The 25,114-nt window shown below is 59.2% G+C and carries 27 protein-coding genes; 13 read left to right on the plus strand and 14 right to left on the minus strand.

The features are described 5' to 3' along the window. Window positions 1–472: 472 nt before the first annotated feature. Together G3M63_RS01350 and rarD are read right to left on the minus strand one after the other, a co-directional pair. Complete coding sequence (locus G3M63_RS01350; RefSeq protein WP_163981667.1) at window positions 473–682, minus strand: DUF3565 domain-containing protein; 210 nt, start codon at window positions 680–682, stop codon at window positions 473–475. Between the two features lie 6 nt (window positions 683–688). Further along, window positions 689–1,588, minus strand: coding sequence for an EamA family transporter RarD (gene rarD / locus G3M63_RS01355; protein WP_178100922.1), 900 nt, complete (start codon window positions 1,586–1,588; stop codon window positions 689–691). Between the two features lie 142 nt (window positions 1,589–1,730). Here rarD and G3M63_RS01360 point away from each other — a divergent pair, with 142 nt between their 5' ends. Together G3M63_RS01360 and G3M63_RS01365 are read left to right on the plus strand one after the other, a co-directional pair. Further along, a complete protein-coding gene (locus G3M63_RS01360; protein WP_163981668.1) occupies window positions 1,731–2,027 on the plus strand; it encodes a hypothetical protein in 297 nt (98 codons plus the stop codon). Between the two features lie 56 nt (window positions 2,028–2,083). Further along, window positions 2,084–2,554: a metallophosphoesterase family protein gene (locus G3M63_RS01365; RefSeq protein WP_150300281.1), complete on the plus strand. Its 471-nt coding sequence runs from the start codon at window positions 2,084–2,086 to the stop codon at window positions 2,552–2,554. On the opposite strand, the gene G3M63_RS01370 is transcribed toward G3M63_RS01365, so the two are convergent. The 3 genes from G3M63_RS01370 to G3M63_RS01380 form a co-directional block, all read right to left on the minus strand. Further along, window positions 2,551–3,399: an ion transporter gene (locus G3M63_RS01370; protein ID WP_150300280.1), complete on the minus strand. Its 849-nt coding sequence runs from the start codon at window positions 3,397–3,399 to the stop codon at window positions 2,551–2,553. The two genes, G3M63_RS01365 and G3M63_RS01370, sit on opposite strands and share 4 nt — an antisense overlap. A gap of 19 nt (window positions 3,400–3,418) precedes the next feature. Continuing rightward, window positions 3,419–4,909 (minus strand): YdiU family protein, encoded by a 1,491-nt coding sequence (locus G3M63_RS01375; protein WP_218573637.1) that lies wholly within the window; start codon window positions 4,907–4,909, stop codon window positions 3,419–3,421. 247 nt (window positions 4,910–5,156) lie between these two features. After that, entirely contained in the window at window positions 5,157–6,098 is a 942-nt protein-coding gene (locus tag G3M63_RS01380; protein WP_163981670.1) for a hypothetical protein, read from the minus strand. A gap of 246 nt (window positions 6,099–6,344) precedes the next feature. On the opposite strand from G3M63_RS01380, the gene G3M63_RS01385 reads away from it, so the two are divergent. Next, window positions 6,345–8,282 (plus strand): alpha/beta fold hydrolase, encoded by a 1,938-nt coding sequence (locus G3M63_RS01385; RefSeq protein ID WP_163981671.1) that lies wholly within the window; start codon window positions 6,345–6,347, stop codon window positions 8,280–8,282. A gap of 47 nt (window positions 8,283–8,329) precedes the next feature. Here the strand turns inward: G3M63_RS01385 and G3M63_RS01390 are convergent, their stop codons facing one another. After that, complete coding sequence (locus G3M63_RS01390; RefSeq protein ID WP_163981672.1) at window positions 8,330–8,866, minus strand: DUF3087 domain-containing protein; 537 nt, start codon at window positions 8,864–8,866, stop codon at window positions 8,330–8,332. Beyond that, a complete protein-coding gene (locus G3M63_RS01395) occupies window positions 8,859–9,515 on the minus strand; it encodes a DsbA family oxidoreductase (protein WP_163981673.1) in 657 nt (218 codons plus the stop codon). Before G3M63_RS01395 ends, G3M63_RS01390 begins: the two co-directional genes overlap by 8 nt. 208 nt (window positions 9,516–9,723) lie before the next feature. Here G3M63_RS01395 and G3M63_RS01400 point away from each other — a divergent pair, with 208 nt between their 5' ends. Genes G3M63_RS01400 through G3M63_RS01410 form a run of 3 tightly spaced genes read left to right on the plus strand, consistent with a single transcriptional unit; the run spans window position 9,724 to window position 11,969 of the window. After that, window positions 9,724–11,220 (plus strand): DUF1538 domain-containing protein, encoded by a 1,497-nt coding sequence (locus G3M63_RS01400; protein WP_163981674.1) that lies wholly within the window; start codon window positions 9,724–9,726, stop codon window positions 11,218–11,220. Next, window positions 11,217–11,573, plus strand: coding sequence for a transcriptional regulator (locus G3M63_RS01405; protein WP_150300272.1), 357 nt, complete (start codon window positions 11,217–11,219; stop codon window positions 11,571–11,573). Before G3M63_RS01400 ends, G3M63_RS01405 begins: the two co-directional genes overlap by 4 nt. Before the next feature lie 6 nt (window positions 11,574–11,579). Next, window positions 11,580–11,969 (plus strand): CBS domain-containing protein, encoded by a 390-nt coding sequence (locus G3M63_RS01410; RefSeq protein ID WP_150300271.1) that lies wholly within the window; start codon window positions 11,580–11,582, stop codon window positions 11,967–11,969. Window positions 11,970–12,016: 47 nt separating this feature from the next. Here G3M63_RS01410 and G3M63_RS01415 read toward each other — a convergent pair whose 3' ends face one another. The 6 genes from G3M63_RS01415 to G3M63_RS01440 all read right to left on the minus strand — a co-directional run bounded on the left by G3M63_RS01415 (window position 12,017) and on the right by G3M63_RS01440 (window position 16,098). Next, entirely contained in the window at window positions 12,017–13,057 is a 1,041-nt protein-coding gene (locus G3M63_RS01415) for a hypothetical protein (protein ID WP_163981675.1), read from the minus strand. A 167-nt stretch (window positions 13,058–13,224) separates the two neighbouring features. After that, a complete protein-coding gene (locus G3M63_RS01420; protein ID WP_163981676.1) occupies window positions 13,225–13,698 on the minus strand; it encodes a hypothetical protein in 474 nt (157 codons plus the stop codon). Window positions 13,699–13,777: 79 nt separating this feature from the next. Further along, on the minus strand, window positions 13,778–14,614 hold the full coding sequence (locus tag G3M63_RS01425) for a CsgG/HfaB family protein (protein ID WP_150300268.1): 837 nt from the start codon (window positions 14,612–14,614) through the stop codon (window positions 13,778–13,780). A 19-nt stretch (window positions 14,615–14,633) separates the two neighbouring features. Then, window positions 14,634–15,032: a curli assembly protein CsgF gene (locus G3M63_RS01430; RefSeq protein ID WP_178101026.1), complete on the minus strand. Its 399-nt coding sequence runs from the start codon at window positions 15,030–15,032 to the stop codon at window positions 14,634–14,636. Between the two features lie 23 nt (window positions 15,033–15,055). Beyond that, entirely contained in the window at window positions 15,056–15,439 is a 384-nt protein-coding gene (locus G3M63_RS01435; RefSeq protein WP_150300266.1) for a CsgE family curli-type amyloid fiber assembly protein, read from the minus strand. Further along, window positions 15,436–16,098 carry a response regulator transcription factor gene (locus G3M63_RS01440; RefSeq protein ID WP_256669901.1) on the minus strand — a complete coding sequence of 221 codons (663 nt, stop codon included), beginning with the start codon at window positions 16,096–16,098 and terminating at the stop codon, window positions 15,436–15,438. Before G3M63_RS01440 ends, G3M63_RS01435 begins: the two co-directional genes overlap by 4 nt. Window positions 16,099–16,318: 220 nt before the next feature. Between G3M63_RS01440 and G3M63_RS01445 the strand changes: the two genes are divergently transcribed. From G3M63_RS01445 to G3M63_RS01475, 7 genes are all read left to right on the plus strand, one after another. Next, the gene (locus tag G3M63_RS01445) at window positions 16,319–16,762 is read left to right on the plus strand and encodes a CopD family protein (protein WP_163981678.1); all 444 of its coding nucleotides are present in this window, start codon (window positions 16,319–16,321) and stop codon (window positions 16,760–16,762) included. 153 nt (window positions 16,763–16,915) lie between these two features. Next, on the plus strand, window positions 16,916–18,748 hold the full coding sequence (locus tag G3M63_RS01450) for a sodium:proton antiporter (protein WP_150300264.1): 1,833 nt from the start codon (window positions 16,916–16,918) through the stop codon (window positions 18,746–18,748). A gap of 163 nt (window positions 18,749–18,911) precedes the next feature. Beyond that, window positions 18,912–19,166 carry a hypothetical protein gene (locus G3M63_RS01455; RefSeq protein WP_178100924.1) on the plus strand — a complete coding sequence of 85 codons (255 nt, stop codon included), beginning with the start codon at window positions 18,912–18,914 and terminating at the stop codon, window positions 19,164–19,166. Between the two features lie 87 nt (window positions 19,167–19,253). After that, a complete protein-coding gene (locus tag G3M63_RS01460; RefSeq protein WP_163981679.1) occupies window positions 19,254–20,087 on the plus strand; it encodes an inositol monophosphatase family protein in 834 nt (277 codons plus the stop codon). A 38-nt stretch (window positions 20,088–20,125) separates the two neighbouring features. Beyond that, complete coding sequence (locus tag G3M63_RS01465) at window positions 20,126–20,998, plus strand: mechanosensitive ion channel domain-containing protein (protein WP_150300262.1); 873 nt, start codon at window positions 20,126–20,128, stop codon at window positions 20,996–20,998. Between the two features lie 152 nt (window positions 20,999–21,150). Continuing rightward, window positions 21,151–23,370 carry an FUSC family membrane protein gene (locus tag G3M63_RS01470; protein ID WP_218573638.1) on the plus strand — a complete coding sequence of 740 codons (2,220 nt, stop codon included), beginning with the start codon at window positions 21,151–21,153 and terminating at the stop codon, window positions 23,368–23,370. 65 nt (window positions 23,371–23,435) lie between these two features. After that, on the plus strand, window positions 23,436–24,125 hold the full coding sequence (locus G3M63_RS01475) for an SDR family oxidoreductase (RefSeq protein WP_163981680.1): 690 nt from the start codon (window positions 23,436–23,438) through the stop codon (window positions 24,123–24,125). Between the two features lie 19 nt (window positions 24,126–24,144). On the opposite strand, the gene G3M63_RS01480 is transcribed toward G3M63_RS01475, so the two are convergent. Next, complete coding sequence (locus tag G3M63_RS01480; RefSeq protein WP_163981681.1) at window positions 24,145–24,915, minus strand: hypothetical protein; 771 nt, start codon at window positions 24,913–24,915, stop codon at window positions 24,145–24,147. Window positions 24,916–25,114 lie beyond the last annotated feature (199 nt).

A 25,114-nucleotide genomic window follows, 5' to 3' on the forward strand; every position in this document is an offset into this window, starting at 1 on the left:
GTGACGGAAGCGATTTCACTGTTCAGCTGATATCTAAGGCGGACTAATGGTCATTTGAGCTCTTTTTTGAATTCCGGGTATTCGGCCTGGTGGGTGCCTCCACAGCGCCCAATCCGACTTTCCAAGCCACACCACTCAATACGAGGGATCATGATAATCATGCACCTCGGATGGTCGCTGTTCATCAATCCAACGATGGAATGGCGTTAAATCTGTGGGGAGCAAAACCAGACCACTGGCGAGGGTCAACCTGGCTCTATTGCGTACCGGCGTAGCGGCGGCACAAAGCAGCAGACACCGAACCATGTAATCCCTGGAAATGGAACGCTGCGTTCTACCCCTGTGATGTCCGAACACAGGAAGACGAAAAAGTGCCATCAAAAAGGAGCGAAAGCGCCATTTGGCGGAGAAAAACCGAAAGACCACTATCACACGCGGGAACAGGTAGACCCGATGGGTGATTGCAGCGGGGTCATTCGGCTATGTCAGGGGGCGCGCCTGCCTCGCACTTTTTGCAGTTGAGTAGGACGCCCAAGCGGCTGTTGCGGCCCGCTTCGGTAATAACCCAGTAGCGTTCCTGCCAGGGTGGGTTATGCCTGACATGCTGAAAATGACCACACGAAAGTTCTGCCATCCAATGATCCTCTTCGTCGAGGTGATAACCGGTAATGGGTCTTTGCATGTCAGCTCAGCCGTGTTGTTCGATTGCCCGACTCTCACGCCAGGCGGACCATGAATAGAGCGCAAGCGCGATCCAGATGGTGATGAAGCTGATCAGCTGAACCCGCTCCAGCGGCTCGTTGAACACATATAGCGCTATGAGAAACTGCAGCGTCGGGTTCAGATACATCAGAAAGCCCACCGTGGACAGACGCAAGCGTCGCGCTGCGCCGGCGAAGGCCAGCAACGGCACCGCGGTCACTGCTCCGCAGGCGATCAACAACAGGGTGTTGCCTTCCACCAGGAAGTTCGACATACCGGATGCCGTCAGCCAGCCAAGCGCCAGCATGGCAATCGGCAGTAAAATCAGCGTCTCGACGAACAGGCCGGACAGCCCATCCAGGGCGATCTGCTTGCGCACCAGCCCATAGCAGCCAAAGGATACTGCCAGAATAAGGCTGATCCAGGGCACGCTGGCGAGCATCACGACCTGAATCATGATCGCGACCGCGGCCAACAACACCGAGGCCACCTGCAGGCGCGCCATGCGCTCGCGCAGGATCAGTACGCCTAACGCAACGTTAATCAGGGGCGTGAGGAAATACCCCAGGCTGGCCTGCAACACATGGTTGGTTTCGACCGCATATATGTATAAACCCCAGTTGATCGCAATCAGCACAGCGCAGGTTGCCACCCGCCCCAGGCCCCGCGGGTTGGCCAGCGCCCCGGTTACCGGCTGCCAACGCCGCAGCAAACTGATCACCAGGGTCAGAAAGACGCAGGACCAGAGAATACGGTGCACCAACACCTCATAGGTGGGCACGCCCTCGAACAGCGCAAAAAACAGCGGAAAGCATCCCCACATGGCATAGGCAGCGACCCCGAATGCCACGCCCCGGGTATTTTCGGATGATACGTTGATGCCCATCGACCTCTCTCCTGAAGAACTGACGACATGATGACAGCTTCGAGGCGCGTATGGATGCCGATCGGGGGAACTCGCTCCGCTCGTCCGCCTCAGATGAAGAACCAGGCATTCCTGCCTGACAGCGCACGAACAGGAGTACCGCATGAAGTACCGTCATCTGATTGCCTTGTTGTTTCCACTGGCCGTCGCCCTGCCCGCCAGCGCCGAATGGCCCGAGGGCGCCCAGGCACCCTTTGTCGCCGAATGCGTCGAAGGCGCGCAGGCCGAACATAGCGCCGCGAAAGCCAAGGCCTTCTGCGAATGTGCGGCCGGCGAAGTCAGCAGCGAGTTCAGCACCGCTGAGCTGGAAGAGATGGGCAGCCAGCAGGAAATCGACCAGGGAACGCGCCAGCGGCTGATTGACGCTTCAAAACGCTGTGAGTCCATCCTGCAAAACTGAACAGGAAGGCGGTTGCCGGCGGACCACAGGCTCCGCCGCAACTGTCCGGGCGTCTTATGTTGAGAGTCGGGCTGATCGCCGATACTCACAATCTGCTTCGCGACGAAGCCGTTGCTTTCCTGAGGGGAAGCGACCACATCATCCATGCCGGCGATATCATGGATGAGAGCATCATCCAGTCGCTCGAAACCCTGGCACCGGTAACCGTCGTGCGCGGCAACAACGATCGCAGCGAATGGGGACTGAGCCTGCCTGAGACGGCGTATCTCACGCTGGAAGCGACAGGGATCTACGTTATTCATGACCTGGCGGAGCTGACTATCGATCCTGCCGAAGTCGGTGCACGGGTGGTCATCTCTGGCCATTCGCACAAGCCCTCGATAACCGAGCGTGACGGCATGCTGTATATCAACCCCGGCAGTGCGGGGCGTCGCCGGTTCAAACTGCCCATTGCCGTCGCCGAGCTGACCATCGCTGGCGAAGAGCTCTCCGCCCGCATTGTCGAATTGCCTGTTCCCGCCCGCTAGGGTCTGTTGGGATCTCTGGTCTCTTCATCCAGCCAGGTGCCGCAATATTTGCAGTAACGCGCATTGCGCTCGTGCTCGCTGCGACCGCAACCCGGGCACGCCTCGTCTGAATAGCGCTCCTGACGCAAGGCGTTGATCACCTCGACCGAGAACACGCCGATCGGCAACGCGATGATCGAATAGCCTGTCAGCATGATCACCATCGATATGAACTGCCCGAGGGGGGTGATGGGAGTGATGTCGCCGTAGCCTACTGTCGTCAGCGTGACCACGCCCCAGTAGATCGCCATGGGGATACTGGTGAAGCCGGATTCGGGCGGCTCGATCAGATACAACAACGAGGAAAATATGGTTACCAGCATCAGGACCGAGAACAGGAACAGCGTTATCTGTCCGCGGCTACGCGCCAGGGCGTCCAGCAACAACCGTCCCTGCCCGACCAGCGTCATCATTTCCAGAACGCGGAACAGACGCAGGGTACGCAGCAAACGGATGACCACCAGCGTTTGCGCGCCAGGCGCGATAAGCGCCAACCATGTGGGCAGCACTGCCAGCATATCGATCACGCCGTAGAAACTTCGCAGATACAGCCAGGGTTTCTCCAGGCAATAGATGCGCAGGGCCAGTTCGATTGTGAAGAGTACGGTTACCACCCACTCCAGCCGATAGAACAGCACACCGAAGCGCTCATGGAAGGACGCGACACTGTCGAGCAGCACCACGGCGACGCTGAGCAGTATCAGCGCAGCCAGAGCAATGTCGAACCCCTTGGCCAGACGCGAATCGGACTCGAAGATAATCTGGAACAGCCTGGCCTTGAGGTGTCCGCCTGCTGGCTTGAGCATTCACGCTTTCCTTGTCAGATCAGGTTCCGCAAAACGTACGCGCCACCATCTGTTCCGGCCGCGGCGGCGTAGCGTAGCGCGCATCCTTTTCATCATAGCGGCAGGGCATGGCAAGCCGTTCGACTAACTGGTGAAACGGCTCGAAATCGTCCTTGTCGGTAGCCGCACGTATGATCTCTTCAACCAGATGGTTACGCGGAATGAACACGGGGTTCAGAGCCAGCATCTGTCGTTGCCGTTCAGCCGCCGGACCTGCCTCCGCCGCAAGCTGGGCACGCCATTTTTCCAGCCATGGCTGCAGCGTATCAGGCAGTTCGAAGATACCAGCGATACTGGCCTGCTCAGGCCCCGGTGTCGGTCCGGCCAGCTCGGCCAGGCGGCGGAACGTCAGCGTGTAGTCGGCGCCCGCCTCGTGCATGGCCTGCAGCAGCTCTGTCACCAGGGTTATGCTCTTTTCATTGGTTCGTGCCAGCCCGAGTTTGCGCCGCATCAGATCGTTGTAGGCATCCAGATACTGCTTTTCATAGGCGTCAATCGCCTGCTGCCCGGCCTGCACCGCAGCATCTTCATCCTCATCGAGCAACGGCAGCAGCGCTCGCGCCAGCCAGGCGAGATTCCACTGGGCGATACCCGGTTGATTGGAGTAGGCGTAGCGTCCGCCCTCATCGATGGAGCTGAAGACCTTGTCGGGATGGTAAGCGTCCATAAACGCGCAGGGGCCGTAGTCCACGGTGTCGCCGGAGACCAGCATGTTATCCGTATTCATGACGCCATGAATGAAGCCCAACTGCTGCCAGTCAGCGACAAGATTGGCCTGCCGCGCAATGACCGCCTGCAGCAACGCAACATAGGGCCGCTCGGCTTTGGCTGCTGCGGGGTAATGCCGCTTGATCACATGATCAGCGAGAATATGCACAGCCTCCTGGTCGTCCCGGCTGGCAAAATACTGAAAGGTACCGATGCGTATATGGCTGGACGACACACGCGTGAGAATGGCGCCCGGCAGGCTTCGCTCGCGTCGTACCTTTTCGCCTGTAGTAACCGCCGCCAGGCTGCGGGATGTGGGCACGCCAAGCGCGGCCATCGCCTCGCTGACAATGTATTCACGCAGCACCGGGCCAAGCGGCGAACGCCCATCACCGCCTCGCGAATAAGGCGTGCGCCCGGAACCCTTGAGCTGAACATCGAAACGCCGCCCTCTCGAATCGACCACCTCGCCAAGCAGCACCGCGCGACCATCACCCAGCCGCGGATTCCAACCGCCGAACTGGTGGGCCGCATAGACGGTGGCAATCGGCTCGGACCCGGGCGCCAGCTGATTGCCGGCAAGCACCTGCAGACCCTCGGCAGAATTCAGCCACTCAAGCGATATCCCCAACTGCCTGGCCAGGGCTTCGTTGATGCGAATCATCCCCGGCGCCCTGACCGGCTCAGGTGCCTGCCGCGTGTAGAAACGTTCCGGCAATCGCACGTAACTGTTATCGAATTTCGGGGTGCTGACCTGGCTCACAACTGCCTCCAGAGGACGTCGGTTTATTGGTTGGATTAGCAGGCAGCCCCTGAGTTGCATTGATCTTTGTTCAATCAGTCGCAACCGCTCTGAAACGCCTGTTGCAGATGAGTTTACCGGCAAAGGAAGGATAGACCAGCCTAGCACCGAAACAAGCCGGCAAGCGGTTTGCACACAGGCGCCAGCGATCTGGCCATGCGCAATAGGGCGCCGGTCAGTTGCTCAACCTACTGACCGGCGCCCTAGGTCAATACTGCTCGACCCTGGCGAAGTTACCGGAGCCGGACTGAATGACATCGGCTTGAGCCATCGCTGAATCCTGAGTGACCTGCGCCCAGTTGGAATTGCCGGTCTGGCTGACCGCCAGACTGGCTTCGTAGCCGCCGAAACTCCCCGGATGAGACGTCTGGGTCCAATTATCGTTGCCGTTCTGATCGATGGTTATGTCATTGCCGGGGCTCGATCCATACATCTCCACCTCATTGCCCTGGCCCTGCTGCACTACATCAATTATCAGATCTGACCCGTGCTGGTGCACGGTGGCCCGGTTATCCTGCCCGCCCTGAACAAGCTGTACCTGATTCCACCAGCCCCCCAGATTCAGCGAAGCGCCTTGCTGGATACCACTCTGCTCAATCCTAGCCTGCCCATAATAGGAATAGACGGTGGAAAATTCCTGTGTGCCCGTCTGCCTGACCAACGCACTATGACCCTCACCCGACTGGAGAATGGTAGCCACGTTCCCTTCGCCAAACTGGCTCAGGTCGACCCTATGCCCGCTCCCCGCCTGCTCGATCAGCGCAGTTTGCTCAACGTGCATCTGGCTAACGAGCGCAAGATGTCCGGAACCGGTCTGAGAGACCGCCAGCGAAATGTCCTGGGCTGATTCATACTGCCATACGTCCACCTGATTCAATTCGCCGATCTGATCGACCGCTGTACTGAGCGACACCCCGCGTTGGTTGATATCCGCTTCGTTATAGCTGCCGTCCTGCCGCGTGAAAGCCTCGGTCAGCACGCTCTCGGTCTGCGCCGTCGACGAACGGTTGCCCACGCCTGTTTGCCAGACGCTTGCGTGTTGCTGCTCGCCGTCCTGATGAATATGTGCCTGATTGAAATCATCAGCATGCGCCGAGGCAAAAGCCGTCGCCAATGCGATGATTGCAGTTGTCTGATTCAATCTTTGCATGATCATGTCGCCTTCTCCCATGTTCATGCGGATCTTTTCATCGAGCCAATCAATCCGCTGTTGGCTCTATCCTCTCCCTTTCGATCCTGAGCGGCATCCATCGAAAGATGGACTTTCGCCAGCCCTAGGGTCCCGCTCACGGAACAGAATTGAAAACTGTCCTACTCTTTGTCCGATTGTCTTTTGTGTGTCGTTACAGCAATGCCGGCGCAGACATCGCTTTCCAATAACAAAAGAGGATGCGGCATGAACAGTTACGGACCGCGCACGGGCACCCGATGCGCAGCGATACCACTTTTTCTCTCCCTGCTGCTGGCCGGGTGCAGTTCAGGTTCTGACTCGGATGATGACCACCCTCACCATCCGAAGCCAGACCCCGATCCAGACCCGGTCGATGTATCGGAGGGCGTTTTCCTTGATAGTCCGGTGGCAGGCATCACTTATGAAACAGCGAGCCAAAGCGGCACCACTACTGAGGCCGGTGTGTTCAGATATCAGGACGGTGAAACAGTCAGTTTTTCACTGGCGGGCATTGAGCTAGGCGCCGCTGCAGGGCAAGCCGTCCTGACTCCGAAAGATATCGTGTCCGATGCCGAACACGTCGGTGATCCGGCGGTATTGAATATGTCCCGCTTTCTGCAATCACTGGACGCCGATGGTGATCTCACCAATGGTATCGGTATCACGCCGGAAATCATCGCCGCGATCGAAGCCAACAACACGCTGGGTTCAACCATCGATTGGGCCGATACCGATAGCTTTGAGGCGAGCATGACCGGTCCGGAGGGTTTGTTGCCAGCCCTCAACGCAGAGGCGGTCTTTGCCGAAAACGCCGAGGACAGTCAGCGCAACCTGCGCAGTTCCCTGGAAGCCTGGGCACACCTGCAGGACTCACTCGACAAGCAAGCGGGCAAACCGGTCGATCACTCCCTGCGCCCCGTTGTCTTCATCCACGGGGGCGCCGGTTCCGCCTCGCAATTCGAATCGCAGGCACAACGCTTCATGGCCAACGGTTACCCCCGTTCGCATCTCGCCGTCTTCGAATACGACACCAGTGATCCCACCTCGATAACGGAGCCCGCCAGCATCGCCGAGCGCCATGCCCGGCTTAACGCGCTGATCGATGAATTGCTGCGCAGCACTGGCGCCGAACAGATTGATCTGATGGGCCATTCGCTGGGCACGGGCGTGAGCGCAATCTATCTGGCCTCACCCGAGCACGCAGCCAAAGTGGCGCATTACGTGAACATCGACGGCCGCGCCGCCGACGCACCGCCTGGCCAGGTGCCGACCCTGGCACTATGGGGGCAATACGTGGACCAGGAAGTCACCGGCGCGGAGAACGTCTATCCCGAGCCGGACAAGCCGGTTGGCCACATTGAGGTCACCACTTCGGCTGATTCCTTCACCCGGATGTTCCGCTTCTTCAATGACCGCGAACCGACTACCAGCCAGGTTCCGCCGGCCGAGGGCGACACCGTGTGGATTGCCGGGCAGGCGAACATCTTCCCGCAGAATATCGGCGCTGCGGGCACCACGCTCAGAGTGTTCGAAGTTGACCCGGCGACAGGGATCCGTCTGGCGGACACGCCAGTGTACGAAACGCCAATCAACGAGACCGGTGAATGGGGCCCGGTTCGTGCGGTCAAGGGCGCTACCTACGAGTTCGGACTGATTCGCGAAACGGAGAACGCCGATCATTATTTCTACCGTGAGGGCTATGCGCAGGACAGCTATTTTGTACGGCTGAACACCTCGGCGCCCGGCACCGGACTCGGCGCCAGGCTTGCGCGCGACCCGGGGCACTCGAACCTGAATATCGGTCGTGACAAGGAATTATGGGGCGACCAGGGGGACAGCAACGACGGGTTGACGGTGAACGGGACGAAGGTAATAACGGCCGAGGTAGCCCCGCTGGAGAAACGCCTCAGCAGCCTGTTCCTGCATGACAAGGGAGCGGACAAGCAAAGCTCACTCGAGACACCGGACCCGGACTTTCATGTGGTTCCGTTCATATCCGGGCTGGACATGTATCTGCCTGCCAGTTCACCACCGAGCGATGTCATCGCCATTGAGCTGACCCCCCGTGGGGGCGGAGGTGCGGCACAACAGATCAACGTGCCCAACTGGCCTTCAAGTGAAGTGCGGTCGATCTCGGTGCAGTTCCGGGACTATCTCCAGTAAGCCATCAGCAGCAAGCCCATACGCCCCACACCGTGGGGCGTATGGGCTTATCTGGCCTTCTTTCCGTAGCGCTTGACGGCCTCCAGCCAGTGCGGATCGAGTCGCGGCTGATCAGCCGGGATGCCCAGTGCTTCAAGCCGCTGGCGATGCGTTTCGCTCTCGCTACGAAGCTCTTCCAGCGCGCTGGTATGGCCCTCAAGCTGGTGCATCTGTGTCAGCCCCTGGTGGTAAAAACGCAACAGCTTCATCGCCTCCGGATCATTGGCCGCCACGCCGGCTTCTATGTGATGCATGACATTGGTAACGCTCATCAGGCTGCGCTTGAGCTGCCAGCCGTAACGCGCCTGCGCCATGAAGGGCTTGTCCCAGAGCAATGCCCGCACGATAGCGCTGCTGATAAACAGGCCCGCAAGCACACCCGCCAGATTCCAGATGAAATTGTTCCCGCCGGGCTCGCCAAAGAGCGCAACGGTCAGCGTTGCCGATGCCATGGCGATCGCCGCAAACAGGACCGCCACAATCAAGGTGCTACGCCGCGTCTGGCGCCGGTACGCCTCGGGGTCGATCTGCTGCAGTTCAAACATCGGGATTGCCGGAAGCGATGTCGCGCAACGCCGTCATCAGCGTCTCGGGCTCCTGCGCACCGGCAATCATGTATTGCCCGTTGATGATGAATGCCGGCACCCCGGTGACGCCGGCCTGACGATAGCGCTCCTCGTCAGCACGTACTGCTTCGGCGTACCGCTCCGATGCGAGCACTGCCTGCGCATCAGCAGCATCCAGGCCAATGGTTTCGACGCAACGCAGCAACACCTGCTGATCACCGACGTTTTCGGCGCGACCAAAATACGCGTCAAAAAACGCCTGTTTCATTTGCGTCTGACGGCCCTGCTCACCGGCCCACTTGACCAGCCGATGCGCATCAAAGGTATTGGCGGTGCGGCGCTGCTGCATCTTCTCGAAATTCAGCCCCAACCCGGTAGCGATGCTGACCATGTTCGCCTGGGCGGCCTCCATCTCGCTCTCGCTACGTCCATATTTTCGGCTTAGCGCCTGCAATATCGGCTCGCCTTCACCCGAAGCGTCCGGGTTCAATTCAAAAGCATGCCATTCGATGCTGAACGCCAGCTCGCCTTCCAGGCCAGCCATTGCACGCTCCAGCCGTGCGTAGCCGATGGCGCACCAGGGACAGGCGATATCCGAAACGATATCGATGTGCAGCGTATTATTCATGAGAGGCTCCGGGAATTGTTGTCTCGACAGTCGTCAGCTGTAATGGTGGCAGTTGCGATGCTGTTTGGAAACAGCCAGGCAACACCGACCGGCCGGCCGCCGCCTTTGTACGCAGAAAGGATTCGGTACGCGGCGCTGCCCGCCTTGCTGGCAGCTCGGGGTTTGCGTCAGAATCGATGCCTTCCCCACCAGAAAAATTAAGGACAGAGTGGTCTACCTTAAAGCGTTTACCCACGCGCTCCTGCATGCCTTCAAGAATCTGCTGCCCATTGTTGTGGTGGTGGCGTTCTTCCAGCTGGCCATTCTGCAGCAGTTGCCGGATAACACCCTGAGCATGGTGATCGGCCTCGGTATCGTGGCGGTGGGTGTCGCGCTGTTTCTTCAGGGGCTGGAGCTGAGTATTTTTCCGGTCGGCAAAAGCCTCTCCAATCAGTTCGCCCGCAAAGGGTCTGTCCCCATACTGCTTGCGTTCGGGTTCGCTATCGGATTCTCGGCCGTGGTTGCAGAGCCTGCATTGATTGCCGTGGCCCAGCAGGCTCAGGAAATCAGCGAGGGCCGGATTGACGCGCTAACGCTCAGGCTACTGGTGGCGGTCTCGGTTGGCCTGGTGATCGCACTGGGCGTATTCCGCACCCTGTTCGGCTATCCCCTGCACTGGTTCATGATTGCCGGCTATGTCACCGTCGTCGCGGTCACCTGGTTCGCTCCGCCGGAAATTGTCGGGCTCGCCTATGACTCCGGCGGCGTTACCACCAACATCGTCACGGTGCCTTTGATCGCCGCCCTGGGTATCGGGCTTGCTGCGTCCATTCGCGGGCGCAATCCGCTGATGGATGGTTTCGGGCTGGTGGCTCTGGCTGTGATGGTGCCAATGATCACTGTGCAGCTGTACGGCATTTACGTATTCAGCAGCGCACAGGCTGCGGCCGATGTGGTGTCCGTAATCGCCGCTGACAAGGTCGCGCTTTCCGGCCCGTTGAAAATGCTGCTGGACCTGGGCGGTATGTTGCGCGACGTGCTGCCCATCATCCTGACCATTGTGTTTTTCCAGTATGTGGTGCTGCGCAAGGCGCTGGCCAACCCGGCCAGGATCATGTTCGGCTTCTTGCTGGTGATTCTTGGCCTGTATGCCTTTGTCGTGGGCCTGAAGCTGGGACTGTTCCCGATTGGCACCTCCATGGCCGAGCAGTTGATCGGGCTGGATGGCTTCGTCTATGTCTACCTGTTTGCGTTCATGATCGGCTTTGCCACTACCATGGCGGAGCCGGCGCTGATTGCGATCGGCAAACAGGCGGAAGAAGCCGCGTCCAGCCAGATCAATGGCAATGCCATCCGCATACTGGTGGCGGTCGGGGTCGCCGTGGGCATAACCATCGGCGTCCATCGGATCATTGTCGGCGGCTCCATGCACTACTACATCATCGGCGGCTATACGCTGGTCATCATCCTGACAGCCCTGGCACCCCGCTATATCGTTGCGCTCGCCTACGACCTCGGCGGCGTCACCACCTCCGAGGTCACCGTTCCCCTTGTTACAGCGCTGGGTATCGGCCTGGCCACCCATATCGAAGGCCGTAACGTACTGATGGATGGCTTCGGCCTCATTGCGTTCGCCTCCATTTTCCCTATCGTTACGGTGATGTCCTACGCCATCATCAGCCAATGGGTCTCTGACCGTCATACTGCCAAAGAGGTTGACCGATGAAATTCTCTGCACTCATCACCATTGCTCCCGAAGACCTGGAGCAGCAGTGCATTGACTGCGCACGGGAGCTGGGCGCCGGCGGGATTACCGTCATGTCTGCCCGGGGCATCAGCAACAACACGCGTAAGACCTTTTTCGGACTGACCTACGATGGCAGTCAGAGCGTTCTGCTGATGGTGCTGGAGAAGGGCTTGTCGCTGGAGGTGCTCAAGGCGATCCAGAAAATCCTGATGCCCAGCCAGGACGACTCGCAAGGCCTGGTGTTCACTGTGCCGCTGGACCATCTCGGTGGCATTGATCTGTCCCAGTTCGAAAAATTCGAGCAACATCTCAAAGAATCCGATTTGGAGTGAGCAGGCATGCTACTGGTCAAAGATGTGATGGTGACCGACGTTGTCACCGTATCGCCCTTCGCCAAACTTCGCGAAGCGTTAAGCCTGATGAAGCGGCACAACCTCAAGTCTCTGGTGGTGGATCAACAGAGTCCGCACGATGCCTGGGGGCTGATTACCTACACCAATATCCTCAAGACGGTGATTGCGGAGGGCGGCGATATCGACCTGCTGAACGTCTATGACGTCTGCGCCAAGCCGGCTCTTTCGGTGGGCAAAAGTCTTTCCGTCAAACATGTGGCCAGCTTGATGACCCAGCACCGGGTCAAGCGCGTCCTGGTCCTGGACGACAATCAGCTGCTCGGTTTTGTGGCCATGGACGACATCATGTCCGCCTTGCTCGAGGACATTGAGTAACCGGCCTCGTACGGCTATCCCGAAGCCGGTTTTCACTGATTTATCACTTACTGACTAATGGTGGCCAAATTAGCCGCGCCCAGCTGGGTGATGGTCGCCTGGTTGCCGGACAATCCCTGCGTTATGAAGGCCTGATGGTCCGTTCCGGTCTGGTTGATAGTCGCTTCGAGGCCTGCACCTATCTGGGAGATCTCAGCGAGATTCCGCTCGCCGTTCTGCCCTATGACCACGCTATTGTCGTCGCCGAACTGAGAGCTGACGGCAGTGTTAAACATGCCCTGTTGAGTCATCGTCGAGGTATTAAACTCACCCTGCTGGGTGATGCTTGCGTTGTGTCCCTCGCCCAGCTGATCAATTTCGGCCGTATTGTTGGCACGTTCCTGGCTCACCCAGGCGGTGTGATCCAGCCCCGCCTGATTGACCATAGCGACATTGTCACCATCCAGTATTCCGTAGATCTCCTGGTGTACCTCTGCATTGTGCGATGAGCCAAGCTGCATGATGGTGGTGCTGTTCTCTCCGCCACTGGTCTGATATACCGCGGCGACGTGGTCATTGCCCGACTGGTCCACCAAAGCCCATTTGCCAGCGTAATACTCGCCCTGATCAATAGTGACGCTGTTGTTCATCCCATCCTGCCGGGTGGATGCGTAGTGGGCCCTGCCCTCCTGGTAAATATCGGCGAAGTGACCTTCACCCGTCTGGGCCACTTCAACTGTGCTGGTCCGATAACTCTGCACCACGTTCGCGGTATTCAGATCGCCTACCTGGGTAACGGTGGTGTTGAACAGGTCACCCTCGTGCCTGATCGATGCCTGGTTACCCCTGCCCTCCTGAACGGTCTCGGCAAGGCTGTCCCCATACATGTCGGTAGTAGCGATGTTTTGAGAACCAGTCTGCCTAATCGTCCCGACAGCGTTAATGAACCCCCGCTGCTGGAGCTCTGCTTCGTTGGCATCGCCATCCTGCGCGATCGTGCCGTTGTGATTGGTACCATCCTGATAGATAGTCGCCTGATTGTTGTCGGCATAGACCTGCGAAACAGCCAGCATCAGCCCGGCAGCGACAACGCCTGATAACCTGTACATAGAATTCTCCCGAGTACGTTCAACCTGGTTAGGATTACTTTCTACTGCTCGCTCGACTCTCTGCCTGAACGGCGCTTTCAACTTACTGCTGGGTAATGGTCGCGAAATTGGCAACGCCCAGTTGCGTAACGGTCGCCACATTCGCAGACAAATCCTGGTGGACTGCTTCAGTACTGATGCACCAGAACGGTAGTGCTTTGGCCATGCTGAACAATACTGCTGCGCTTGTCCGAGCCTGCCTGTTCAATCAGCGCGAGGTTAGCCGCGCCAAACTGGGTAATATCTGCCTGGTTGCGTGATCCGGACTGCATAATCAGCGCCTCGCTACTGGAGCCCTGCTGAGTAATGCTTGCCGTGTGATCAAAGCCGGTCTGCAGAATGCGCGCCTCCAGCGCTGCGCCATCCTGGCGGATGTGAGCGGTAAGACCTTCACCATTTTGTTGAATAGCGGCGATGCGGTCCTGCGCTGCGGCCAGAGCAGCTGCGCCCACAAGCCGGGTGGGCGCTGGCCCCAGCGTGATTTCTGCCGGTGCCAGGTCTGGAGAACCCTGGCCGGGATCCGCCAGCACAAGGCCAGCGCTGCCGAAACCGGCTAGTAACGCAGCGAGAGCCCGTGCAATCTTCCGTTTCATCGAAGTCATGGCTATGCCCGGAAAGGTAATCAGAGCGTCTATCCTGCGCCTGCCAGGCGCCCTGCACATCCATCGAACGGTTGAATATTCACTGGGGGCTTGCGCTCCCTGTTACGCCTGAGCTCGCTGGGACTGCCCCTCGGTCAGCCACCGCCGTCTGCCACAGCCGGCGCTCGATGCCCTGGTTGATCAAATGTGCAACCGCCGCCTCAATCGCCGACAGCACGCATAACTGCGCCGGCTCGTTGGTGGTGTAACCGGCTTCGGCTTCGAGCAACTCCTTGAACTCGATGAACTTGTATACGTTGGCGCTGCGACCGACCGAATAGATGGTCTTGGTGGTCATCACATTCGACAACACCTGGCCGCTGCGCACATCCACCGCCCTGAGATTGACCGTGACCTGATCTACCCGATATTCCTGCGAGACGCCAATACCCAGATAGCGCGCCCCGAGGCCGCCACTGCGCACATTGGTCTCGTAGGCGACAATCGCGCCTTCCATCAACAGATTGGCCGCCAGCAACGAGGGCAAGCCGCTGGCGATATTGGCCGGCACATCAGGCTGGGCCTGGGAAGCACGGATGATCTTGCGCTCGTTGAGCACGTTCTGCAGTCCCTCACGTTCCAGCACCACGAACCACCCACTGGCCTGCATTGCATCAACCAGCATGCTGGCCGCACCCTGGGTCACGGCGGTGGAGAAGGAGCTGGCCGGGTTGGGTTTGTATTGACCGGTCTGATCGCGAAAGCCATAGACCGCAGCCACCAGCCGGCCGCGCGGCTTGGGCAGATCCAGCAGATCCTGATAGGTGGAGGCGCGCGGGGTCAGTGTGGGTTCCTGCGGTTCGGCAGGCATGGGTTCTCGCAGTGAACAGCCCTGGAGCAAAACCAGGATCACATACAAAGGAAGTAGGTGTTTCATCCCTGTGATGCTCCCGAGGTCAGTTTGCGCCGTAGCCGTTCACTTCGATTTCGGACACTTCCCCGGTCAGCAGATCGGTAATGTGAATATTCAGGTTGCCGGAGTCATTGATGATATTGACGATGAAGTCGTCCGTGGTCAGCGAACCGGCATTGCCGTCGTTAACGTCTGCCAGCAACTGGGACAGCAAGCGACCCTCCAGCTGGTTCGTAAAACGTTCCAGCGCCGAGCCGCCGCCCAGCGACGATCGGTCCAGGGCATCCGGATCCTTGTAATCGTTCTGCGCCTGGGCACTGCCGAGCAGCCAGGCGCCGTTCAACGGGCTCCCGCCGAACGACGGATTAACCGGTGTGTAAACCAGCTCGGTGGCGCTTGCCCCGGTGGGGACAGCGATTCCCAGCGTGCATGCCAGGGTCATGCTGACAATGGAACGTGAGCTCTTCATAGTTCGTCCTCGGCGAGATCGATAGGATCGGTAAACATGGCTTCGATCTTTCTGCGGTTGATCGAATCAACGACAAAGTCGGCTGCGGCGTAAGCTGTGTCGCGGACGTCCGACAGGCTCGGTTGCATGAACTGTCGGTACAGCAATGTCCCGTCCTGCTCTACCCAGATGAGGACGCCCCACCGGGCGGACGGACGCTCTTTCACCACCAGATTGAAATCAGGATCGCCGATATCAGTGATCCGCTCGGAAAAGTACCGGTAGAACTCCTGGCCGGTACGCGAAATTGTGTGGTCAATGATGAAGCCACTCAGCTCCGCCTCATCGGCATGCGCAGACAAGGCGCAACACAGGGCCAATACCAGGGTCAGTGCTTTCATCGGGAGCCACCTTCGATATGCCCCAGCACCAGCGCTGCGCCCTGCGCACGATTACTGGCATCCAGCTTTTGCAATGCGTGGTGGATATGACTCTTGATCGTATGGACGCTGAGGTTTACCTGGTCGGCGATATCCGCGTTGGATAGTCCACGCCCGGCCAGGGCCAGTACCTGAATCTCGCGTGCACTGAGCGAAGCGATTGCTGTCGAAGAGTGATTCAGCTGTCGGTAGCAATCGACCAGTTGCTGCATCAGGTTTCGGGGCAGCCAGTCACCACCGCCGAGGATCGCCTGCGTGCCCCTGAGGATCTGTTCACGATTACTGCCGGGGTAAAACACGCCCCGGATGTGCGGATGTAGCTTGAGCAGGTCGCTGGCCAGCGTTTCATGCGTATTGATGAGTGCAACAGGCGTCGCGTCTACCAGCGGAAAGACCGCAAGGCACCGCTCGCGGGAATAGCTACCGGCATCCAGCAACACCAGGTCACATCGACATCGCCGGACCTGCTCGGGTTGCTGAACCAGCGTGCAATACCCCTCGCCCTGCAGGTAGTGCTTGATGGTATTACCAAGCAGCGCGCCGGAGGAGATCAGGATCAACCGCGAGGCATTCACTTTCGGCACAATGCTTTGGATATTGTTATTGTTGGCCATCATCATCAAGACATCCGATATCTTCTATGAGGACTGCATCAGGGTCTGTTCCCTAACCACCACTCTAGATCAGGATATGGATATCACTAGCTGGAACCCGCGAAATAGACCGCTTGCCCGACGAGTTACCTGTAGTGCTCACACGCGCCCGTGCAAGCCCGGGCTCAGAAGCGCCGGTTAATGTACGCTCTGCGCCTCAAACGACATCAACCTGGATTCTGATGACATGTACGGCATTCTGATACTTCTGCATATTCTTGGCGCAACAATCTGGACCGGCGGGCATCTGATCCTGGCGTTCACCATACTTCCAAGGGTATTACGCGAACGGAGCCCCGCCGAGCTAATGCGCTTCGAGTCGGCGTATGAGCGGATCGGCCTGCCCGCGCTGGTCATCCAGATCATTACCGGGCTGATGCTGGCTTACCGACTGGTGCCGGATCCGGCTCGTTGGATCGACCCGGGAGATGTCGCCGGACGGCTGGTCGGCGTCAAATTGCTATTGCTGGCAACGACCGCCGCGTTCGCATTGGATGCGCGACTGCGGGTCATCCCCAACCTGAATGAAGGAAAGCTGGTGTCCATGGCCTGGCACATCATCCCGGTCACCTTTATCGGGGTGCTGTTTGTAGTCGTTGGCGTTTCGTTCAGAACCGGCTGGTTCTACTAGCGCGGGTGTATCTCATAACGGCCGCGGGACCGGCCACGCCAAAAAACTGATTATCAGATTGAAACTTGCTGGGCACTTCGCCACTCGACAGGTCTATCGAAACGCCGGCCCGCTCGGGGGCAGCATCAAATAATCAACAGCAAGGATACCCCTTTGACAAACGCGACCCTGTCATTCGCGCTTATCGCCTTGATCGCTTTTGGCTGCCAGTGGTTTGCCTGGCGCGTCAAGCTTCCAGCCATCCTGTTCCTGCTTGCCGCCGGCATCGTGCTTGGTCCATTTACCTCTCTGGTCTCTCCAGACGAACTGCTCGGCGATCTGCTGTTTCCGCTGATCAGTCTGGCGGTGGCGGTGATCCTGTTCGAGGGCAGCCTCACGCTTGATCTGAGCGAAATCAGAACGCAGCGGATGGTGGTTCGGCGATTGTTGGTGATTGGTGCCGGCGTGACCTGGGCGATTGTGGCGGTGGCCGCACACTTTCTATTCGGTCTTGGCTGGGAACTGAGCGTGCTGTTCGGCGCGCTGACCGTGGTTACCGGCCCGACGGTGATAGTGCCAATGCTGCGAACGGTGCGCCCCAACGCTAATATCTCCAATATCCTGCGTTGGGAAGGAATCCTTATCGACCCGATCGGCGCGCTGCTGGTGGTCGTGGTTTACGAATTTATCGTGGCGCAAAGTCAGGCATCCGGCATCGCGCACGGGTTTGTTACCTTTCTCCAAACCATCGCGATCGGCACTGTTCTGGGTCTGCTCGGCGGCTGGTTCATGGGCTGGGTTCTGCAACGCGGGTGGGTACCCGACTACCTGAAGAACCTCGCAACACTGGCGCTGGTCACCACAGTGTTCAGCGTGTCGGACACCTTCGCCCACGAATCCGGGCTGCTGGCCGTTACGCTGATGGGCATGTGGCTGGCCAACAAGAAGGATGTGCATATCGATGACATCCTGCACTTCAAGGAAAATCTCAGTGTCGTCCTGATTTCGGGCCTGTTTATCCTGCTCGCCGCGAGACTGACCCTTGATGACATCACTTCGCTGGGCTGGGCGGCGATTATCCTGTTGCTGATCATGCAGTTTATTGCACGCCCGGCATCGGTCTGGCTGTCCTCGATAGGCTCCACCCTGAACTGGCGCGAGAAGACGCTGTTGTCCTGGATTGCACCGCGCGGCATTGTCGCCGCAGCGGTATCGGCGCTGTTCGCCATCAGGCTGGAAGAAGCCGGGCACGAGGGTGCCGAAATTCTCGTACCGCTGACATTCGTTGTCATTATTGGCACCGTGGTATTGCAGAGCGCGACCTCCCGCGGGCTCGCCAGGCTGCTTAAAGTTGCCGAGCCAGCGCCGAGCGGCTTTCTGATCGTCGGCGCCAATCCGGTCGCCCGGGCTGTTGGCGCGGCCCTGCAACAGCAGGGGTTTCGCGTCATGCTGACCGGTTCGCAATGGGAGCACATTCGCGAAGCGCGCATGGCCGGGTTGCCTACGTTTTTTGCCAATCCAGTCTCCAGTTACGCAGACCATCATCTGGACCTGGTTGGCGTGGGCAAGCTGCTCGCACTCTCCCCTGACCCGGCGATGAATGTTGTGGCCGGCATGCGGTACCGCACCGAATTTGGTGACCGGAACATCTATACGCTGCTGGCCGCCTCGCAAACCGAGACGGCGGAAAAACATCAGCTGGGTTCGAAACAGCGTGGCCACACCCTGTTCACCGAGGACATGAGCTACAGCAAATTCGCCAGCTTGCTGAGCAAGGGTTGGCAGATTCGGGAGACCCGACTCACTGACGAGTTCGGCTACGACGATCTGCTCCACGCGCACAGCGATATCATTCCGCTGTTTGCGATTTCACCCAAGGGACGCATAGAAGTGCTGACAGAGCACAGTGCCCTGCTACCCGAGCAAGACTGGAAAGTGCTGAGCCTGACAGGCCCCAATACCGAGAAGAAAAAGCTCCAGGCGAAAAAGCAGGAGCACCGGGAGTAAGTTTCAATCCTGGGGATCCATGGAGGGCCAGGTGCCATCGCGGCCATGGCTCTCGCCTGCGACACGGCTGGTCGAGATGGAACGCGACGCGCCATAGCTCGGGGTCATGGCATAGTTGGCGCTTGGGTCGGAACGTCTCGCTTGCGGCCCGGTCAGACAAGTCATGGATATCAATGCATTTATCGATTCTCTGCAATGGCCGGCGATGCTCGCGACGCTGGTCGCAGCCTACCTGGTCGGTTCGCAATCGCGCAAAAAGCGCAACTGGGGCTTTCTCTGCTTCATCCTGAGTAATGCCCTATGGATCGCCTGGGGCTGGCACGCTCAGGCATATGCGCTGATCATTCTGCAGCTCGGCCTGTTCCTGATGAACCTGCGCGGGACCAAAAAGAACGCCCCGGCAACAGATCCCTCCTGAAACGGCTAGCCATGGGGGAACGCGCCGTTATATTTCCCATCGTTTTTCAGTACCCTTGCTGCTCCGACCGCTTCAGGAACGCACGCCATGAACCCGAACCTGCCCACCCCCGACACCAGCGGCCTCGATATTGACGGGCGTTATGCGCTTGCGCGTCGACTGGCAGAGCAAGCCGCACAACAGGGCGTCAAATACTACGCCCAACGCAGCAGCCTGGTCGTGGATACCAAGGAGGGCGACAGGCAGAACGTCGTCAGCGTGGCGGACCGTGAGTTGGAGGACTTCATTCGCGGCGAGCTGAAAGCAGCGTTTCCCGAGGATGGCTTTCTCGGCGAAGAGAGCGGCTCGGCGTCGCTCAACGCCCGCTGCGTATGGGTAATCGACCCGATTGACGGCACAGCCTGTTTCGTCAATGGCCTGCATACCTGGTGCGTATCGGTCGGGCTGATGATTGATGGCGAGCCTTATCTGGGCGCGATCGCCGATCCGAATCACGATGAATTGTTCCACGGCTGCCTGGGCCGGGGCGCTTTCGTCAACGAGACCCCCTTGCAGGTAAGCGATGCCGGCCACGTGCGCGAAGGCCTGATGGGCGTCGGTACCTTTTACCAGCAAGGCAAGGAACACTTTCTGCCGTTTCTCGCCGGCCTGCTGGAACAGGGCGGCGTGTTCTACCGCAATGGCTCAGGCGCGCTGATGACTGCTTACGTGGCCGCCGGCCGCCTGATCGGGTATTACGAAACACGCCTGAAAAGCTGGGATTGCCTGGCCGGTCTGGTGCTGGTTCGCGAAGCGGGTGGCCTGCGCAACGATTTCTTCAGGGGCGAAGGTCTGCTTGAGGGCAATTCCTATCTGGTCGCGTGCCCGGGCGTCTACCGACAGCTCGAAGAACTGATCGGGCCGTCGTTGAACGCTATCTGATAATCTCGCGCTCTCTATTCTCACGGAAGAATCACTGAATGATCGAACAAATCGGCTTATACCTGACCAGCATCCGGGTTACCGACAGCTTTTTGAGCCTGCTGATCAGCACCGGCATCCTGCTGGTGAGCATAGTTGTTCTACGCGCCATCTCGGCGCGGTTCATCCGTCGCGCCGTACTTGCCCCCGAACTGCGTCGCAAATGGATAGTGCAGACGCGCAACGGACTGATCCTGTTGATGCTGATGGGACTGGTCATGATCTGGGGCGAGGAGCTGCGCACGCTGGCGCTGTCCATTGTCGCGATCGCAGTGGCCTTTGTGGTCGCTACCAAGGAACTTATTCTGTGTTTTACCGGCTCATTGCTGAAGTCCGGCGCACGCTCCTTTCAGATTGGCGACCGTATCCAGGTCAAGGATTTCCGCGGTGACGTCATCGACCAGAACCTGCTGGCCACCACTATCCTGGAGGTAGGACCGGGACGGCTCACGCACCAGCGTACCGGCCGGATGGCAGTAATTCCCAATGCGCTGTTCGTCTCCGAGCCGGTCATCAATGAAAGTTACACCCACGATTTCGTCATTCATGTATTCACCGTGCCCTTCAAGCGGGAGGACAACTGGCGCGAGGCTCAGCAGGCGCTGCGGGCTTGTGCCGACAAACATTGCCAACCCTACCTGGACAAGGCACGCCGGCACATGAAGCGGTTGACCGAACACCGTGGGCTCGATGTCCCCACGGTGGATCCGCGCGTGTCGATACAACTCCCCACCGCCAGTGAGCTGCATCTGATAGTGCGCATTCCTGCCCGGTCCGGCGAGCGCAGCTTCATCGAGCAGGCGATACTCGCCGAGGTATTCGCAGAGCATGATTACACTGCCAAGAGCCGGCAAAAGTCTGACGAAGACTAATGTCCGGCGCGAGCTCACCAGGCCTGTTTGGACGCCCCGGCGGCCCATCCAGCTCTCTGGCCAGGCGCTCAAGCCCCGCCCGCAGCATGTGACCGAATGCCCGATCGGTCGTCTACACTGAACACCATCACCCAGCATTACAAGGCGAACCAGTGCCGCGCATCACACCCGTCCGGGAACTTCCAAGGGCTATCCTGCGTACCATCCTCAGCTCCTACGTATTGACTGGCGTTTCCGCCGGCTTCGGCCTGATGCTGATCGCCGGAAGCGCTTATCTACTGATCGGCCCCTACGCTGGCTCCGTCGCTGCAGTCGGGGCGATCGTATGTATCCCAACCGACCACGCGGCGCCCCGCCGGGGTAAATTCCTGACGCTTTTACCCACCGCCTTGATTGGCCTACCGCTGTTCGCCAGCATGCAGGCAGTGCAGGAGGATCCGTTGTGGCTTGGTCTGTTACTGGTGCCCGCGACCTTTTGCGCTTTTCTGGCCGGCGCCTGGGGCAAGCGCGGCCTGCCCATTGTCATTTCGATCATGTTCTCAATGATTTTCTCAATGGCGGTGGCCGCGCATCCACAGAGTGCCGGGTTTTTGTCGACCTGCTTGTATTTCGCCCTGGGCTCCGCCCTTTACATCGTCTATTCGACGCTAGCCAACATAGGGCTCAATAGCCGATATCGCGCGCAGATTCTCGCCGAGGCGCTGCTTTCACTCAGCACCATGATGCACACGCAGGCCCGGCGTTTCGTGCCGGCAGATGCGCTGGGTCAACTACCGGTGTTGCCGGGACAATTGATGCAGCAACAGGCTGCCCTGGCTGATCAGCTGCAGGCTGCACGGGACCTTATCCTGGAATCACCGCGTACCCCGCGCCGGCAGCAGCTCGCGGCAATGCTGCTGCGCTCGCTGGAAATACGTGATCATCTACTTGCCAGCGAACTGGATCTGGACACGCTGCGGTCAGTGCCCGGGCATGCCCCGGTGTTTCATCAGCTTCGCGAGCTGTTGATGGAACAGGCGCAAGCGGTGGAAGCCATTGCCGACGCGCTGCTGACCGGTCGCCAACCGCGCCGGTTCGCGGATCAACGCCCGCAATTGGCCAGACTCGGCGGTGAACTGGAAGAAGAAATGGCGCCAGGCCCTATGCCTCCGGCAACAGCGATGTCGCGAGCGATCGGCAACCGTATCGGCAATATAAGCGATGAAGTGTTACACCTGAACGGGCTGGCCCGTGGCGAAACGGCGCCCGATCTGACCGTGGTACGCACCGCCTGGCAACTCTTCGTCAGCCCGACCTCCTGGTCGTGGAAACCCTTCACCATGCTCTGGCATTGGGACGCGCCGCCGCTACGCCATGCCATTCGCGCCGCACTGGCAGTGGGCACGGCCTATCTGATCGCCCTGGCGCTGCCCTGGGCTACGCACGATTACTGGATACTGCTGGCGGTGGTCGTGGTATTGCGCGGCAGTCTCGCGCACACGCTTGAAAGACGAAACAGCCGGGTAGCCGGCACCGCGTTGGGCTGCGTACTGGCCGCTGTAATCCTCTCGACCCAGGCGCCAGCGTTATTGCTACTGGTCATCGTCCCTGTCGCGCAGGCGATCTCGCATTCCTTTGCAATAAAGCGTTACCTGATTACCGCGGTCTCGGCCACGGTGTTGAGCCTGGTTCAGGCGCATCTGCTGAGCGGCGGCATGGCGCCTGCAATCAACGTTTTCGAACGTCTGGCCGACACCCTGATCGGAACCGGCATCGCCTGGGCATTCAGTTACGTATTGCCCTCCTGGGAGCGCAACCAGATACCCGCGCTGGTAGCCCGAACCATGGCCGCGCAAGCGCGGCATGCCCGGACAGCGCTTAACCTGGGGCAGCTGGAGGCGGTGGATGACGAACCCGAACTCGAATGGCGCCTGGCCCGGCGCGAAGCCTATGACAGCCTGTCTGCACTGGTGCAGGCTACGCGACGCTCGCTGTCGGAGCCCCGCGCGGTGCGACCTCCGCTTGAAGCACTGGAAAGCCTGCTGATCCATGGTCACAACCTGCTAGCGCAGCTTGCCGTGGTCAAGACCATGCTGATGCGGCGGCGCAATATGGATCAGGAACCTACGCGCGAGCCGCTGCAACGCGCATCGGCCATTATCGAAAGTCTGCTGACCGCCAGCGAGCCGCAATCACCTGCCAACGCGCCCTCGATAACAAACTGGCCGACGGACCTGCCGCAGACTGATCCGTTTGGTTATGACCTGTCGCCATGGATAGTGCGACGGCTTGACCTGGCATGCAATCTGGCTGCTCAGCTACGGGATGATGCGGACAGGGTGCTGCAAGCCCGCGCCGAGGCGGAGACGGAGAAAGGCGCGCAGCAGGCCTGACCCGAACCGCTGGTCCCGGCGTTGACTAGACTGAGGTTTTATCACTGTCACCAGGAGATAGCGTTATGACTGATCCAGTTCTGTTGATTACCGGGGGCTCGTCCGGCATAGGTGAAGCGACCGCCAGGGAAGCCGCTGCCAACGGCTACCGGCTGGTTCTGGCGGCCCGCTCAAAAGACAAGCTCGAGGCGTTGCAAAACGAACTGGGCGGACCGGAACGGGTGCTGACCGTCGCCTGCGATGTCCAGGAACTTGCGGACCAGCAACGCATGGTTCAGGCGACACTGGATACCTTTGGTCAGCTGGATGCCGTGCTCGCCAATGCCGGCCGCGGCGGTGAGCCGGGCGGCTTCAGCAAAGCCGACCCAGAGATATGGAAGGACATGATCCTGACCAATATCTACGGTGTTGGCCTGACGGTGCAATGCTGTTTACCTGCCCTGCGCAAGAGCCGCGGGCACATCCTGCTGACCAGCTCAGCTGCCGGGCGTGCAACCCTTCCGGGCTCAATGTACAGCGCCACCAAATGGGCCGTCACCGCTATCGGTTACGGACTGCGGGAGGAAATACGAGGCAGCGGCATCCGCGTCACGCTGATCGAACCGGGCATGGTCGATACGCCATTTTTCGATCAACCGCCGAGTAATAGTCTGCTGCCCGAAGATATCGGTCGGGCCGTACTGTATGCCCTGTCGCAGCCGGCCCATGTCGACGTTAACGAGATCCTGGTACGGCCTACTCCGGCAGTTGACTGATTACCGGAGGGGCCGCCTGTCAGGTCTGGGGGCGCAGCCCATCGTGATCGAGCTTGGCCTTGCGCTTGTTCTTGCCGAGAAATATCCGCGCCAGCGAGCTCTCACGGTGCGGATTACCAAAGTGGTACAAGCCGGTCGCACGCAGGTTCTCGGGATCACATTGATCGTTGGAGTGCAGGCTGCGGTAGCCCCAGAACAGATAGAGGTTGCCCGGAACCAGCTTCACGGTGATCGGCTTGAGCAAGCCCCGTTTTACCGCAATGGCCGTCAACTTCTGGCTCAGCTTGTTGTGCATTATGGCTTTTTCGGCAATATTCAATACGGCGCTCGAACGCACCGGGCGCACGTTGGGAAAGATGATGAGATCGCCACAATGCTGGCCTTCTGTCGGAATGAATACCGGGGCAAGTGCTGTCACGGCGGTCGCATCGAAATGGTAGAAATGTGATTCCTTGAGGCCACTCTTGCCTTGCAGGCAGCGGATGACCGGGAAGATCCGCTCGGCGACAGGTGGCTGGGACCCGGTGACCTGTTCATACATATCCGAGAGAAATTGCTTGAACGTGGTAGACCCACCGAGACTCGCCAACACACTGCCTTCCATCGCCTCGATTCCATGAATCGAGAAATATTCCTGATTATGCTTGCTGGTCTGTGCCCTTATGTATTCCCGCGCCTGTTCCAACTGCTCCGGCGTGAAGAAGTTTTCAAAAACCGCATATCCGTTTGATTCGATCTCAGACGCCAAGCGCGAAACCACCTGAGCGTCCACAGGCGTGAACTCCGTCATAACCAATCCTTATCGTGCGAAAAGTGGAGATATGTTCTACTTTCTCGAGCTTTCCGACATTCCCTGGTAGCCTCACGACGGCCGCCGTATAGCTGAACGTTTTGACCGCATTCCGCTCCGCTGAATGGCGCGTTCCAGTTCTTGTCATGTTGCGCGGGACTGCATGCTAGAGAGCGTGCTCCGCAGCGAATTGGACCGG

This window comes from Pseudomonas sp. OIL-1 (assembly GCF_010669185.1).
Classification (GTDB): domain Bacteria; phylum Pseudomonadota; class Gammaproteobacteria; order Pseudomonadales; family Pseudomonadaceae; genus Halopseudomonas; species Halopseudomonas profundi.